Source organism: Tardiphaga sp. GW821-FHT12E02 (assembly GCF_058807155.1).
The window spans coordinates 2658263-2673095 of record NZ_JBXAQK010000001.1; the positions used below are offsets into that span (position 1 = coordinate 2658263).

General features: G+C 62.9%; 16 protein-coding genes. 7 read left to right on the forward strand and 9 right to left on the reverse strand.

Annotated elements, in window-relative coordinates:
- The first annotated feature begins 16 nt into the window (after positions 1-16).
- Positions 17-1603 carry an MDR family MFS transporter gene (locus AC1RQ5_RS12480; RefSeq protein ID WP_493199287.1) on the forward strand — a complete coding sequence of 529 codons (1587 nt, stop codon included), beginning with the start codon at positions 17-19 and terminating at the stop codon, positions 1601-1603.
- Positions 1604-1705: 102 nt separating this feature from the next.
- Here AC1RQ5_RS12480 and AC1RQ5_RS12485 read toward each other — a convergent pair whose 3' ends face one another.
- The 9 genes from AC1RQ5_RS12485 to AC1RQ5_RS12525 are packed head-to-tail and all read right to left on the reverse strand — an operon-like array spanning position 1706 to position 10594.
- Complete coding sequence (locus AC1RQ5_RS12485; RefSeq protein WP_493199288.1) at positions 1706-2158, reverse strand: hypothetical protein; 453 nt, start codon at positions 2156-2158, stop codon at positions 1706-1708.
- Between the two features lie 53 nt (positions 2159-2211).
- Complete coding sequence (locus tag AC1RQ5_RS12490; protein WP_493199290.1) at positions 2212-3213, reverse strand: SphA family protein; 1002 nt, start codon at positions 3211-3213, stop codon at positions 2212-2214.
- A 28-nt stretch (positions 3214-3241) separates the two neighbouring features.
- Complete coding sequence (locus tag AC1RQ5_RS12495) at positions 3242-4576, reverse strand: DUF1214 domain-containing protein (protein ID WP_493199291.1); 1335 nt, start codon at positions 4574-4576, stop codon at positions 3242-3244.
- An 11-nt stretch (positions 4577-4587) separates the two neighbouring features.
- Positions 4588-5529 (reverse strand): HlyD family secretion protein, encoded by a 942-nt coding sequence (locus tag AC1RQ5_RS12500; RefSeq protein WP_493199293.1) that lies wholly within the window; start codon positions 5527-5529, stop codon positions 4588-4590.
- The gene (locus tag AC1RQ5_RS12505) at positions 5526-5765 is read right to left on the reverse strand and encodes a DUF3302 domain-containing protein (protein WP_493199295.1); all 240 of its coding nucleotides are present in this window, start codon (positions 5763-5765) and stop codon (positions 5526-5528) included. The genes AC1RQ5_RS12500 and AC1RQ5_RS12505 overlap by 4 nt, the downstream gene beginning before the upstream one ends.
- 8 nt (positions 5766-5773) lie before the next feature.
- Positions 5774-6787 carry a DUF1254 domain-containing protein gene (locus tag AC1RQ5_RS12510; protein ID WP_493199296.1) on the reverse strand — a complete coding sequence of 338 codons (1014 nt, stop codon included), beginning with the start codon at positions 6785-6787 and terminating at the stop codon, positions 5774-5776.
- Between the two features lie 29 nt (positions 6788-6816).
- The gene (locus AC1RQ5_RS12515) at positions 6817-7836 is read right to left on the reverse strand and encodes an HAD family hydrolase (protein ID WP_493199298.1); all 1020 of its coding nucleotides are present in this window, start codon (positions 7834-7836) and stop codon (positions 6817-6819) included.
- Between the two features lie 50 nt (positions 7837-7886).
- Positions 7887-9674, reverse strand: coding sequence for an arylsulfatase (locus AC1RQ5_RS12520; protein ID WP_493199300.1), 1788 nt, complete (start codon positions 9672-9674; stop codon positions 7887-7889).
- Positions 9674-10594, reverse strand: coding sequence for a formylglycine-generating enzyme family protein (locus AC1RQ5_RS12525; protein ID WP_493203399.1), 921 nt, complete (start codon positions 10592-10594; stop codon positions 9674-9676). The genes AC1RQ5_RS12520 and AC1RQ5_RS12525 overlap by 1 nt, the downstream gene beginning before the upstream one ends.
- A gap of 723 nt (positions 10595-11317) precedes the next feature.
- Here AC1RQ5_RS12525 and AC1RQ5_RS12530 point away from each other — a divergent pair.
- The 6 genes from AC1RQ5_RS12530 to AC1RQ5_RS12555 all read left to right on the forward strand — a co-directional run bounded on the left by AC1RQ5_RS12530 (position 11318) and on the right by AC1RQ5_RS12555 (position 14746).
- Positions 11318-11482 carry a Flp family type IVb pilin gene (locus tag AC1RQ5_RS12530; protein ID WP_398478988.1) on the forward strand — a complete coding sequence of 55 codons (165 nt, stop codon included), beginning with the start codon at positions 11318-11320 and terminating at the stop codon, positions 11480-11482.
- Between the two features lie 201 nt (positions 11483-11683).
- Complete coding sequence (locus AC1RQ5_RS12535) at positions 11684-11959, forward strand: DUF3551 domain-containing protein (protein ID WP_398478990.1); 276 nt, start codon at positions 11684-11686, stop codon at positions 11957-11959.
- A gap of 29 nt (positions 11960-11988) precedes the next feature.
- Positions 11989-12288: a DUF3551 domain-containing protein gene (locus AC1RQ5_RS12540; protein ID WP_493199302.1), complete on the forward strand. Its 300-nt coding sequence runs from the start codon at positions 11989-11991 to the stop codon at positions 12286-12288.
- A gap of 314 nt (positions 12289-12602) precedes the next feature.
- On the forward strand, positions 12603-12755 hold the full coding sequence (locus AC1RQ5_RS12545; protein ID WP_398478994.1) for a hypothetical protein: 153 nt from the start codon (positions 12603-12605) through the stop codon (positions 12753-12755).
- Positions 12756-12789: 34 nt separating this feature from the next.
- Positions 12790-13503, forward strand: a complete 714-nt coding sequence (locus AC1RQ5_RS12550; RefSeq protein WP_493199304.1) for a hypothetical protein — start codon at positions 12790-12792, stop codon at positions 13501-13503.
- Positions 13472-14746, forward strand: a complete 1275-nt coding sequence (locus AC1RQ5_RS12555) for a DNA-packaging protein (protein WP_493203401.1) — start codon at positions 13472-13474, stop codon at positions 14744-14746. The genes AC1RQ5_RS12550 and AC1RQ5_RS12555 overlap by 32 nt, the downstream gene beginning before the upstream one ends.
- Positions 14747-14833: the final 87 nt, after the last annotated feature.

The window sequence follows — 14833 nt, forward strand, 5'->3', positions numbered from 1 at the left end:
GCGAACTGCGCGCTTCATGAACCAGATTCAACGTCAGAGCCGCCCGGCGGCCGATGATCAGCCATTGTCCGACGAGCTTGCCGAAGAATTGTCGCGCATCCCGACCGAGGCCATCGCTCTCAAACATGCGTCGCCCGACATCACGCCGGCGCCGCTGACCCAGGCCGAGATCCGCACCATCCTGATCAGCCTGCTGCTTGCGATGTTCCTTGCGGCACTCGACCAGACGATCGTGGCCTCCGCCTTGCCGACCATCGGTCGACAATTTGCCGATGTCTCAAATCTCTCCTGGGTGATCACTGCCTATCTGCTCGCGTCGACCGCGGTGGCGCCAGTATTCGGCACGCTCAGCGACATCTATGGCCGCCGCGCCACGATCATCGCCGCAATGGCGCTGTTCATCGTGGGCTCGGTCCTGTGCGCACTCGCGCCGAACATGATTTTCCTGATCATCGCCCGCGCGCTGCAGGGCCTTGGCGGCGGCGGCATTCTGCCCATCGTGCAGACCATCATTTCCGATGTGGTCTCGCCGAAGGAGCGCGGCCAGTATCAGGCCTATTTCAGCGGCGTCTGGGTGGCGGCCGGCATTGGCGGGCCGATCCTTGGCGGCGTATTTGCCGAACATCTGCACTGGTCGATGATCTTCTGGGTGAACATCCCGCTCGGCATCGGCGCGCTCGCGCTCATGCTCCCGGCGATGAAAAAGATTCCGGTCTTCCATCGCCGGCGCAAGGTCGATTGGCTCGGCGGCGTGCTGCTGATGATCTCGGCCGTGTCCTTCATGCTGGCGCTGACATGGGGCGGCACGCGCTTCTCCTGGCTGTCGCCGACCATCATCGCGCTGGTCGGCTCCGCCGTCGTCATCGGCGTTGCCTTCGTCTGGCATGCGATGCATACCGATCAGCCGTTCCTGCCGCTGTCCCTGATCGGCGGCCGCGTGGTGCCATTTGCGATGGCCGCGGGCGGCTGCTGCATGGGCGCGATGCTCGGGCTCACCGTGCATATGCCGCTCTATTATGAAGTGGTCTATGGCCTCACGGCTGCTGAAGCCGGCCTGGCGCTGATCCCGATCGCGGCGGTGTCGGTGCTTGGCGCGCTGATCGCCGGCCGCACCATGGCCAAGGCCGTGCATTACAAGCGCATCGCCATTTTCGGCACATCGGTGGCCGCGGTGATGGGCCTTGCCATCGCGCTGCTGACGCCGCTGCCGCTGTGGCAGTTGCTCACCATGCTCGGCATTCTCTCCATCGGCCTCGGCATGATCTTCCCGGTCAGCCTCGTCTCGATCCAGAACGCAGTGCCGCGTCCGCAGGTTGGCACGGTGACCGGCGCCATGAACTTTTTTCGCGCACTGGTGTCCTCCTTCACGGTGGCGGCGTTCACCACGGTGCTGCTGATGGCGCTCGGCCCCAATCTCGCGATCCATGGCGAGCATGCGCAAGCGACGCAGGCGATCGCGCGCGAAGACATGATCATCGCGTTCCGCTACGTGTTCGAATCCGCGGCAGCGATGCTGGCGCTGGCGGCGCTCTTCCTGGTTCTGATGGAAGAGCGCCCGTTGGCCGGACCCGCGAAGCACGCGCCGAGTGTGGTCGCGGAATAGTCGCGTAGGATGGGTTGAGCGAAGCGATACCCATCACCACAAGCGCTGGCGGCGATGGGTATCGCTTCGCTCAACCCATCCTACGAAACAGCGAAACACGGTCTATCGCGGGCACGCGTCCCAGAATCCCTGCGTCTTGCTCGCATCGGTGTAGTACCAGCAATAGCCCGGCGCCGGTGGTGGGCCGGCCCAGGCGGCGGCGGTCGCGGCACTGGCAAAGCCGATGGCAGCACCGGCTGCGACCGCTCCACCCACCGGCCACCAGTAGTTGCCCGGCCTGACCCAGCGTGTGCCGCCACCGTGCCAGCCCGGTCGCACCACGGCGGCGCCACGCACGGCGGTGCGGCTGTGATAGACGCCACCACGCGGACCGACGACGGTGCGCCGACGCACGGCACCGCCGCGGCGATAGGCGACTTCGGCGACAACATTTTCCTGCATGACGATATCGCTCGCGCGCGTGGCGACTGTCAGCGGCGCGGCCGCGGCATCGATGGTGGCAAGTGATGCAAGGACGATCGCAGCCGCGACGCTCAGTGTGACATGTGATTTCATCTCGTTTGCTCCCTAGTTTGAACTGCTGTTGCTTTCATTCTTCGCGGAGGCATCTATTTTCGATGTAAGCGGGGCGGTGCTGGCGTGTGCTCCGGTGCTTTTGGCGACAGCGCAAAAGTGAGCCAGGTATTGAATCCCTCCGGCCGGTTCTGTGCTGCGAATTCGCCGTAAGCCTTGATGTTCAGATAGCCCTGCATGTCGCCGACGGGAAACAGGAAGCCGATCTGCGGCCCGATGCCGGCCACCCGCGAGCGAAAGCCGCCAAGCGCTGCAGGCGCGCCAAAATCATCGGTGATCTGCTGGAAGTAGTAGCCGACAAGGCCGAGCTGCACCTGCTTGGTGATGAAGTGCGAGGCGCCCCAATCGAGATGAACGTCGATCCCGTTCTGATACTGCGTCGATGTGTTCTTGAAATTGTAGGTCATGCCGGCGACGGCGGAAAATTCGTTGCCGGTATGCGGATTGAAATAGGTGTAGCCGCCGCCGAAATCGATGGCGCCGTGGCCGATGCCGAGATTGGCGAGCCGGTTGGAATCATAGTCGCCGACCGGAATGTCACCCATGCCATAGGCGATGATGTTGTGCACGCCCATATTCCACTTCAGCGCCACCTGCGCGATGACATCGCCATAGGAGGTAAGATCCTGCGCGCGGTTGACGGCGATGGTGTTGCCGAGCGGACCGGTGAGCGACAGATCGGCGGAGGCATGATTGCGGCCAGCGATGCCGAGCACGCTGACTGACGCCTGGGCGCCGAGCACGGGCGTGGCGAAGACATAGGTCGGGCCATAGGCGACGAGATCACCGCGACCGCTGATGCCCACATCGACGCGACCGCCGCGCGGAAACTGCTGGCCCGCGCCGGAGGCGACGCTGGTGTGAATATAGATGGTTGCCCATGACCAGCCGGGCGTGACAGGTGTGGCGGCGAGGCTTCCGAACTGGCCGGGCAACCAGAAGCTCAATCCGCCTTCGTCTGCCGCCGCGGGCTTGTTGCTGGCAAAGCACAGGAGCAGGCCGAGTCCTGCTGCGCCCCAAATGTCTGTTCGTGTCATGCCGTCCCCTCCATTTTCATCGGGTGCGCTATTGCTGCTTCACCAGCGGCGGCGGGAAATAGGTGCCGTTGGCGACGCCATCGAGTGGTCCGTAAAAGCGGAAGGTGAGGCGATAGGCCAAGCCACGCAGTGTGGGCAGCCAGTTGCCGTCCGGTGCGTTGGCGGGCTTGTCGGCGGCGAAGTACAATGTCAGCGAGCCGTCGCTGCTGGTTTCGGGCCTGGTTTCGCGATTGAGCAGATAGCGCTGCTTCGGATTGGGCAGCACGCGGAAATGCGTCGTATCCACCGCGATGACCGACCAGAAATATCTGGCGAAGGATTGCGGGAGCTGGTCCTTCGGGAAGGTGATGCTGTAGCTGTTATCGCCGGACAGTGTTGCGCCGGCGCCGTCCACGCTGGCGCGATAATACAGCACCTCCGGCATGATATTGGCCCAGATGCCCCCGTAATTGACGAGGCTGCGTGTGACATAGTCGATGTCATAGGTGCCGACCACGGCAGGGCGGGCCCAGCCATTGACGACAACACCATGGCCGATCGGCGGACCGTATCGGCCGAAATCGGGGTGGGCCTTTTCGCGGACCACTGTCGCGAGACGTTCGCGGATCGCAGGATCCCTGATCGCCTGCTGGATTGCACGCGCATTGGCTGCGTAGGAGTCGAGACCGGGATTGAGATCGGGGTCGCTGCTCAATGCGACATCGGCGGAGTCGAAAGCCTCGACGCCCGGAAGCTTCTCCAGATCGAAGGCTGGGGTCACGGGAATGACGGGGAGGCGGGGCGTGCCTGTCGCGCGCATGGTGAATTGACGCTGCAGGCGGACGGCCTCGTTCCAGTCGTCACCGAGTTCGACACGCAGCAGAACGCGCGAATATTTGACGGGGAAATCGACACGCTTGGTGCCTTGCGGCAGATCGACCTTGGCACCACGCAGGCAGATGGCGAAATCGCCGTCGGGTTTGCTGGGGAATAGGCGTTCGCTGAGGTTGGCGAGGGTCTCGCCCCAGCCATTGAGGAACTGCACCGTGTAATAGCGCCCGGTGATCTTCGGCACCGTCACGATGGTGCAGCTTGTCTCATCCGCTGCGACCCAGGCTTCGGAATAGGCGACGTCGAGATTGGGATTCGGCCAGTCGACCGCGCCGGGCTTGCGGTGGACGAGTTCGTTCCACTTGAAACCGTCCTTGAAATCGAGCTGCTGCTGCCGCAGCACCAGCAGGCGCGCGAAAAGATAGATCCAGGCATCGGAGACATCCTGATCGGTGATCTGCTTGCCTTGCGCCTGTGCGGCCGATGTGGAGGTGAGGGCGCCGATGGCGATCGACAGCGCCGTCAACCATGAAGCCGTTCGGAAAAATCCCACAACGCGCCTCCTCAGAATGGAATCACATAGTTCAGGATCGCGATCTGCCGGAGCAGGACGCGGCGGATGACATGGCTGGCTTTGACGTGATCGGTGAAGATCGCCGCCGTCCCGGTGGCGCCGGCAGGCAGCGTGTTGGCGAAAACGCTGTCGTCGAGTGCGATGCGCGCAATGAAGGGTACGGTGGCGATGGTCTTCGGCATCACGGCTTCGCCCGAGACCTGTGTCTGGCCGGTCGCCACGGCTTGCAGCACGCTCTCGACCTTGCCAGTGACGACGCGGCCGGGCACGAATTTGAAGGCGATCTCGACGCTCTGGCCGGGCGCGACATAGCGTGCGTCGATCTGGGCGATCTCGACAGCGACGCTGGTGGTGGATGTGTCGATGAAGGCCATCGCTGGGGCGACCGGCAGATTGCCGACGCGGGCGCCGCTGCGCAGCGCGACATTGGTGACATAGCCATCGGCGGGTGCGCGTATGGTGGTCTTGTCGAGATTCCAGCGCGCATTGTCGAGCTGCGCCTGCAATTGATCGACCTCGGATTGCCGCTGTTCAACATCGAAGGCGCGGCCGGCATCGCGCTCATAGAGCGTGGCCATCTGGGTGAGGCGGGTGGTGGAAAGCTTGAGCTGCGCTTCGATTGCTTTCACCTGTGCCGCGTAAGGCAGCGGATCGATCCTGAACAGGACATCGCCATGCTTGAGGGCGGTGTTGGGCGCGACCGGCACATCGACGACTTCGCCGGCCACATTGGGCACGATGGCGACGGCGTTGCGGAACACGATGGCATGGCCTTGCGGCGCGCCCCAGCCCATCGGGATGAACAGCAGCAGGTTGAGCAGCAACAGCACGATGAAGGGCGACGCCTTCCAGAACGCGTTGAAGCGGATGGCGCCGAGCCACACCAGCGAGAACAGCAGCGCCAGATAAAGTGCCATCAGCGCGATCATCATGGCCGCTGCTCCTTCCGACGGGGCGCATCGACATAGGCCCAGACCATCGCCAGCGGCCACAGCGCAAAGCCGAAGATCAGCGTCACCCATCCGGCGACGCTGACGGCCTCGGCCCATGGATGATGGCGCCGCCGGGCCACGTGGCCAGGCGTGCTGCCCATCAGCCAGATCACGAGCACGAGCACTGCGACCAGGATGATCAGCACGGTCCAGGCGAAAAGATCGAGACCGCTCATGATGGCTGTCAACTTGCAGGTTTGGCGGCCGGGAATGTCCAGCTGCCGTCGAGAATCTCGCGCCGGGGCCGATACAGGCGGGTCATGTAGTTCCAGCCCTTCATGATCGGCAGGCAGTTTGCTGCCTTCTCACCGCAGCCGCCGAACTGCACGGTGATCGCACCGTCATTGTCCTTCTGCGCCGTGATGTTGTTCAGCGTGTAGGCATTGGCTGGATTGGCTTCGTAATAGCCGTCGGCATTGTAGACGCTGACCGACCAGAACCCATCGACGGGCACATCGCCGATCTTCAGCGTGTAGGGTGTCTGCCCGTCATTCTTGTCGGGCACGGTGGTGAGATAGATGGCGTCCCGCGGTGCATTGGCGCCCCAGGCCGATGCGGTGCCGATCAGATGCTGGATCGGATCGACCTGGCTTTTGCTGCCAAAGGCGCGGCGGGTATCGGAGACGGTGCTGGCGAGGACGAGCAGCGCGTCGCGCACTTTCTTCAGGCTCGCTTTGTCCCAGTTCGGAATTGCGAATGTGCCGGGGCCGCCCGACTGCGCGGTGACGAAGGCGTCCTGCAAGGCATGGACGCGCTTGACGTCGTCGGGATCGTTGGGGTCGACCAGTGTGCGGACGCCGACGATGGCATAGCGGGTGCCGAGTTTCGCTTTGTCCACGACATGCGGGCCGCGGCCATAGGCGGTGGTGGTGTAGTGATCCTCGTCGATGACCTGCACGGACATATAGCGCTTGCCGGCATCGGGCAGGGTGATGGTGACCGGGCCGGCATCGAGATCGAATACGCCGGACGAATACAGCGTGTCGCGATTGCCGCGGATCACGCTCTGGTGGTCGATCGGAAAAGGCGCGCGGTTGTGATGAAATCTTCCGAAGCCGCCGTCGCGCACGGAATTGGCGAAGTAGGTGTCGGTCTCGGCGCGGATGAAATTATCCACGGTGACGGGGACGGTCGGTTGCGCATGGGCTTGCGAGATCGTCGAGGTGAGCAGGAGAGCGGCGATGGCGATGGTCTTCATGATGATCTCCTCCCTTGATGCTGTGGCCGCTATGGTTCGAAGGCGAACACCTTGCGCCAGTCGCGTTTCATGTCGACGATGGTCCAGCCTTTAGCTGTTGCCTCGTCCCACGCCTTGTCGAGCTGTCCGATTTTCGAGGAGCGGTCATAGGCGTATTCGCGGGTGCTATCGGTGTGGTGCACGATGCCGGCGAAGCGGGCGCCGGGGCCGGCCATCACATATTGCAGCATCTGGTGGTCGCCGTCGGAATTGCCGAAGGCGAGGATGGGGCGGCGGCCGATGAAGCGGTTGATGCCGACAGGCTTGCCAGGGCCGTCATCGACGAATTCGATCTTGGTTTGCTTGACGAGTTGGGGCGTGCCGTCGGCGCCGAGCTCGAACGTCACCACGCCGGAGGAGCCGACCACCTGTTCGGGCGGGATGCCATAGGTTGTCTCGGCAAAGACGCGCATGAATTCAACGCCGCCGCCGGAGACGATGAAGGTCTTGAATTGATGGGCGCGGAGATAAGCGAGCAGTTCGATTTGCGGCTGGTAGACGAGCTTGTCGTAGGGTTGCCGGAAGCGCGGGTGGCGCGCGGTGGCGAGCCAGTCGGCGACGGTCTTGGCGAAGGCTTCGGTGGTCATGCCGGCATGGCTGACGGCGAGGAGCTCGGCGATACCTTTCTCGCCGGTCTCTGCAATCGCCTTGGCGTCGCCCTCGATCACCCCTCTATAGGGCTGCGTCTTTTTCCATTCGGGATGCTGAGGCGCGAGTGCCTTGATGCGATCGAGTGCGAAGACGGCCTGGACATAGATGGGCTGTTCGGCCCAGAGCGTGCCGTCATTGTCGAACACGGCGATGCGCGCGGCGGTCGGCACATGGTCCGGTCCGCCGTCGCGCGTCACGCGGGCGACGAAATCGAGAATGGCCTGTTTGGTCGCGCCGTCATTCCATGATGGCAGCGGATCGGATTGCGCGCGTGTATCGCCGGCAATGCAAGCCAGCATCACCACGGCAAGAAGGACGACATGTCGGGCGCAGGATAACAGCGTAACCATGACCACCATCCGCTTGTCTTCGGTGGCCCCGGCCCATCGCAGGGCCGGGGACGCGGTCGTCAGCGATTTTGCATCTGTTCGCGAATGATCCGGTTGAGGCCGCCGCGCACCCGGTCGAGATCGACGCCTTCGGTGAGCGCACGTTTCTGTTTGATGCCGTCCATCACGCCCTCCATGATATTGGCGGGATTGAAGCTCGGCGGGAACGAGCGTGGCGGAAAGTCCTTGAAGCTCACCACGAATTCGGAGACCTCGTCGAACATGCCGTAAGCCTGTCCGGCGTGATTGACGAAATAGTCCCAATAGGTGTTCGAGGTGATGTCCGCGCGCTCGAACGGATCCTGCATCAGGTTGAATGTCTTCTGCATGCGCAGCGTGGTCAGGGGCTCCGCCCAGACGCCCATCGTCCCCTGCAGGCGCTGCTCCGAGAACACGTATTTGTAGTCGCCGGACCGGAAGCCGACCAACAGCCCGTCATCGTCGGTATAGAAGAACTTTGTGCGGGCGCTCCTGGTGCCGTTATTGTTCGCAGCACTGCCGTTCACATTGCGCAGGAAGGCCGACTGGTCGTAGCCGTCGAGATGGACCTTGTAGGTGATACCGTTGGCCGTGTAGCCGGCCTTCAGCTTGTTGACGATATCCGGTTCGCCGGCGATGGACGCGAGTGTTGGAATCCAGTCATTGTGGCTCATCAACTGGTTGGTCACCGTGCCCGGCTGGATCACGCCGGGCCAGCGAACCAAGCAGGGGACGCGGAAGGCGCCTTCCCAATTGGTGTTCTTCTCGCTGCGAAACCAGGTCATGGCGCCGTCGGGCCAGGTGTTCATATGCGGGCCGTTGTCGGTGGAATAGACGACGATGGTGTCATTCGCGATGCCCATCTCGTCGAGCGACTTCAGCAGGGCGCCGACGGTGTCGTCATGCTCGATCATGCCGTCGATATATTCGCTGTCGCCATGCGGATAGCGGCCGCGATGGCTGGACCGGACATGGGTGCGCAGATGCATGCGCGTGGAGTTGAACCAGACGAAGAACGGCTTGCCTGCCGACTGTTGCCGCTTCATGTAGTCGATGGCGGCGGCCGAGGTTTCGTCGTCGATGGTTTCCATGCGCTTCTTCGTCAGCGCGCCGGTGTCCTCGATGGTCTGCTTGCCGATCTTGCCGAAGCGCTGATCGACTGTCGGATCGTCGCGATCCGAGGCCTTGCAGCGGAGGACGCCGCGCGGACCGAACTTGGCGCGATAGGCAGGATCCTTCGGATAATCCGGCAGCTCCGGCTCTTCTTCGGCATTCAGGTGATAGAGATTGCCGAAGAATTCGTCGAAGCCGTTCACTGTCGGCAGGGATTCATTGCGATCGCCCACATGGTTCTTGCCGAACTGGCCGGTGGCATAGCCGAGATTCTTCATCAGACCGCCGATGGATGGATCGAGCTGGCTCATGCCCATGGGCGCACCGGGGAAGCCCACTTTCGTGAGGCCGGTACGGATGCCGTGCTGCCCGGTCAGGAAGGCCGCGCGGCCTGCGGTGCAGGACTGTTCGCCGTAATAGTGCTGAAACTTGATGCCCTCGCGGGCGATGCGATCGATATTCGGCGTCTCGTAACCCATCAGCCCATTGGAATAAGCACTGATATTGGTGATGCCGATATCGTCGCCCCAGATGACGAGAATGTTCGGCTTGCGGCCTGATGCCGATGCAGGCGGTGAGGTCGATGGCGGCGCAACTGCGGGTGCAGGTGCAGCCTTTTGTGATTGCGCGAAGGCGCTGGTGGCCGCGGCGACGAGCGCCGTTCCGCCGAGAAGGATGCTGCGACGGTCGGGAAGCGGCTGCTTGTTGTCACTCATCACTGACTCCCATTTCTAAGGACGCATCTGAAACCGACATGACTGGTGGACGTGTCGACAGGCTCGGCATGGCGTGCCGCTGGGCGATAGCGCCGGCAGTAATTCGGCGCGCACAGATGCGAGCCGCCTTTCAGAACCTTTCGTGGAATGCGGATGGCGGGCTGGCAGAGGTCGTAGCTTGCGGCCTCCGGGCCGCCGCGCGGGTTTTGTGGAATGCAGCACGGCTTGGCGGCATCGGCCGCGTGACGCGCCGACCAGAAGTCCGATGTCCATTCCCAGACATTGCCGATCATGTCGTACACGCCATAGCCATTGGGCGGGAAGGCCGTCACCGGCGAGGTGCGCGCAAAGCCGTCCTCGACGTCATTGCTGAGCGGGAAATTGCCTTGCCAGATGTTTGCCATGTGGCGTCCGTCCGGCGTGAGCGTATCGCCCCAGGCAAACTCCGCGTCATCCAGCCCGCCGCGCGCAGCGAATTCCCATTCGGCTTCGGTGGGCAGCTCCTTGCCGGCCCAGCTCGCGTAAGCGAGCGCGTCCGCATAGGAGACATGGACCACTGGATGGTCGTCGCAATCCGCGATGTTGCTTTTCGGGCCGTAGGGGCGGCGCCAGTTTGCGCCTTTCATGAAGCGCCACCACTGGCGCCAGTCACTGTGGTTCCCGATACGCGCCGGCGGCGTGAACACCAATGAGCCCGCATACAACATGTAAGGCAGTGCGCCCGGATAGTCGCTGATGTCGGGAATGATCTGTGCCGTGGTGATGTAGCCGGTCGCGTTGACGAAGATCTTGAAGTCGCGATTGGTGACGGGCGTGCGATCGATCCAGAAGCCATCCACCGAAACGCGATGCGATGGCGCTTCTTCGGGATAGTGGTGGTCGGAGCCCATACGGAAGGTGCCGCCGTCGATCCGGATCATGCCGGCGGGCGCCGCTTTGTCGCTCACATCCGAATCTGTGCGCAAAGCAGGCTGATCGGAGCGCTGCAACGGTCGAACGGATTCCACTTTCATCTCGATCAATCCCTGTTGCTGTCGCGATCGATGCGACAGACAAGCGTGATCGTTCCGACGCATCAGCGTCGGTCGGGGCGAACGGAGTTGGCACCGCTGAAAAGCCGGTGGAGCTGAACGTCAGTTCGGCCGTTCTGGCCAAACGAGGCGCGTTGATGTCGCGCTCTCGCACTCCGCGACGCTGACGCGCGCGGGGGATGGCAGATTTCCTGCCATGGAGAGTTTCAGCAGATCACGTCAATGAAACACGCTGGCACGAATTCGATCATCAAAGGTAGCCAGTCACTGACGAAGCTAATCGCGCTCAAATTGCTTGGCAACAACTTTCGGTCGTGCGCTGCACGCGTGCAAGTCGTTTCAAAAGTGACGCGATATGGATGCGATAAATCCGATACTACACATAGGATACACGATGCATAGACGACGCGATGTCATCGCGTCGTCGTGTTGTGTGATCGCATCGAGATATCGCCATCGAGGCTTGGGCTCAGGGCATCGTAGATAGTTACCACATCATTAATTCATAATTGATGCTGTTCATGAACTTGACCGCAACTTCTGGCGGGTAAGGTGCAACCATTGCTGGGGACGGTGACGGAAGAATTTCGGCATCGGAGCGAGGAGGCAGAAGTGCTGCGTTTGATTTCGAACTTTGCAAAAGATGAGTCCGGCGCGACCGCCATCGAATATGCGCTGATCGCCTGCGGCATCAGCCTGGCGATCATCGCTGCCGTGCAGGGGCTCGGCACCACGCTCAACGGCCGCTATGCCGCCGTCAACACGTCATTGAAATAGGACAGGCGAGGGCAATCCGGTTCCGGCATCGTTCGGGACGTTTGGCTGTCGCATCGCCGTGTCGTCATCGCTCCGTGATCCTGCAAAAGACGTGGCTGTCTTGCCGGAACGCAATGTCGTGAACGTTCTATCCGTCGCGATGACGCTGCCTATATGATCTTGCGCGGGCATTCGCCCGCGCATTTTCATATGGGGCACATCATGACCTTGCATTTGCGACTAGCGGCGTTAGCCGGCCTGGCCTCCGCATCTTTTCTCTTTGCTGCACCGACGCCGGTATTGGCTAACGGTGCGCAATATTGCATCGCCCAGAGCGGCGCCAACGGCTCCGGCTCCTATGTGGGTAACTGCATTTATTCCACATATGAGCAATGCAGCGTTGCTGCGGTCGGATCGCGTGGCAATTGCGTTGGTAATGTCGAATATCGCGGCGATTCCGCCGCATCGCCAGCGCCGGGGAATCGTCGTAGGCGGTGAGAGACGCGCGCAGCACGGCAAGGACAGGCATGACAACGAGCCGGTTTTCAGTTCTCTCTCTCGCAGCATTGGCTGTGACACTCGTGGCATGTATTCAGACCCCTGCGGATGCGCGCCCGTCGAAAAGCGCGCGCTCCGGCATTCCGCCTTACTGCGTGCTGATCACCGGGCCGCGCGGGTGGCCGCTGCCGCAGATCTGCGAGTTCTTCGACTATCGGCAATGCCTGCAGGCCGCAGCCGACATGCGCGGCAATTGCGTGATCAATATCGATTATCCCTATGAGATCAGGAGCGCGCCGGGCGCCAACTGGTCGAAGCCGCCGCGCTGACGCAACCCGCTGAGGTTGCTCCAGGATCGGCGGATTGAGAGAATTATATCCGATCTAAGATTGTATGCCTTGACAGCGTTGCGCTGCCCGGATAGGTTTACGGCATGCTCCACAACTGGGTTCCGAAACGGGCGGTTATCGCCCGGGCTCGAACCGGCCGAGTGTCCTCCACAACCTGATATCGCTGCGCGTCGGAACATCACTTCCGATGACGCGTTGCTTTTCGACAGGGCGCCTGTGCGCGCCCATCTCATGCGGTGCCTGAAGGTGCCCGACGGTGATGCATTTCATCTCACCAGAAAAGCGAGGACGCCATGGCAGTGAAACAGAATGGACAGATCATTGAATCCGCGACCGAGGCACGCCAGGCCGAGCCTGGGCCGTCGGTGCTCGCGCTGCTGTCGATGAGTACCGGGCTTGCGGTGATCATTCTTGCGATCGTTTGGTTTGTGTTTTTCCGGACGTGACGTGAGCATCTAAGGTCACAAGCGAGTTTTCATCATGGACGACACGACAAGCGCCCGCCCGGCAGACCAGCCGGAGCGGGCTTCTGCTTTAGGTGACGACGGCGAGATCGACCCGGATATTGCCGAAGCACGCAAGCGCGCCGGCATTGCCCTGCGCAAGCTGACGGTCGCATCCACCACGGTTTACGCCGGGCTGGGCGTGCGTGCGTCGGAACGTGCGAAGCAACCGGGCGCGAAGAAGGGGACGACCGCAAGACCGCGTGCACGATCGACGGCGGAACCGGCCGCAGCGGCGGCGCCCGAGCCCGCGCCGCCTGAAGCGTCGCCCGGTTCAACAACGGCGGCGGAGACTGTGCGGCCATCGCGCAAGCGATTGCGGACGCATTCGCAATTCATCCTGCGGATCTCCGAGACGATTGCCGGCCAGCTCGATGCCATCGACGCCATCACCCGCGATCCCAAGCGCGGCGAAGGCGGCCCCGGCGAGGCCGAGCGCCATGCGCGCACCGTGGCGGCGCTTGCGCGCGTGTCGGCCGAGTTGCGCAAGGAACTGGAAGCCGACAGGCGGAGACGCGCCGATGACGACGACAGCGCCCGCGATGCCGGCCACTCCCGCGACGCCGATCGCCCCCGCGATCTCGACGAACTCCGTGAGCGCCTTTCTCGACGTCTGGAAGAACGGCACCGAAGCGGACCGGCTATATCTGTGGGAGACGATGCTGCCGGGGGAGATCGACTTTCTGACTGACGATTGCTGGCAGCTGTTCGCGCATCCGCATCAATTGCCGCCGCGTGTCGCGACAAGTGGCGAGCCGTGGCTGACCTGGCTTCTGATCGGCGGCCGCGGCGCCGGCAAGACACGTGCCGGGGCCGAATGGGTGCGCGCGCAGGCGCTGGGCCAGCGGCCTTTTGCAGAGCGTGCCGCCGGCCGCATCGCGCTGGTGGGCGAAACCGAACATGATGTGCGCGAGGTGATGATCGAGGGCGTGTCGGGCATTCTCGGCGTGCATCCGCGCCATCAGCGACCGCTGTGGACGCCGTCGCGGAAGCGGCTGGAATGGCCGAATGGCGCAATTGCCGAGGTGTTTTCGGCGGAGGATCCGGAGAGTTTGCGCGGGCCGCAATTTCATTGTGCATGGTCGGACGAGATGGCGAAGTGGCGACAGGCGGAAGCGGCTTTCGACATGCTGCAATTCGGGTTGCGGCTCGGCCAGCAGCCACGCCAGCTGATCACGACGACGGCGCGGCCGAGCGCATGGCTGAAGCGCCTGCTCGCCGATCCCTCGACCGCAGTGACGCGGGCGGCGACGGCGGCCAATGCGTTTCATCTGGCACCGACATTCTTGAAGAATGTGATGGCGCGTTATGCCGGTACGCGGCTGGGGCGGCAGGAGCTGGATGGCGAGATCATTGAGGACCGGCCGGATGCGCTGTGGTCGCGGGCGCTGCTGGAACAGTGTCGCGTGGATGCGGCACCCGGCCTGCAGCGCATCGTGGTGGCGATCGATCCGCCGGCGTCATCGACCAAGCGCGCCGATGCCTGCGGCATTGTGGCGGCGGGGCTGGCGGAGAGCGGCATCGTCTATGTGCTGGCCGACGACAGCGTGAACGGCGCGACGCCGACCCTGTGGGCGAGCAAGGCGATCGCGCTGTGGCGCCGGCTCGAGGCAGATGCGCTGGTGGTGGAGGTCAATCAGGGCGGCGACATGGTGCGCACGGTGATCGACGGCATCGAAGCCGGCCTGCCGGTGAGGCCGGTGCGCGCCACCCGCGGCAAGTGGACGCGCGCCGAGCCGGTGGCCGCACTCTATGAGCAGGGCCGGGTCAAACATGTGGGCGCCTATCCCGAGCTCGAAGACGAGATGTGCGACTTTGCGAGTTCGGGATTGTCGAACGGCAGATCGCCGGATCGATTGGATGCGCTGGTCTGGGCGGTGGCCTCGCTGACGCCCGGACGGCGCGGGGATGGGCCGCGGATCAGGACGCTGTGATCTTCCACTGTCATCGCCCGGCTTGACCGGGCGATCCAGTCGACACTCGCCAATTCAATTCGACTTCAACGCGATGCCTGCGTCTCC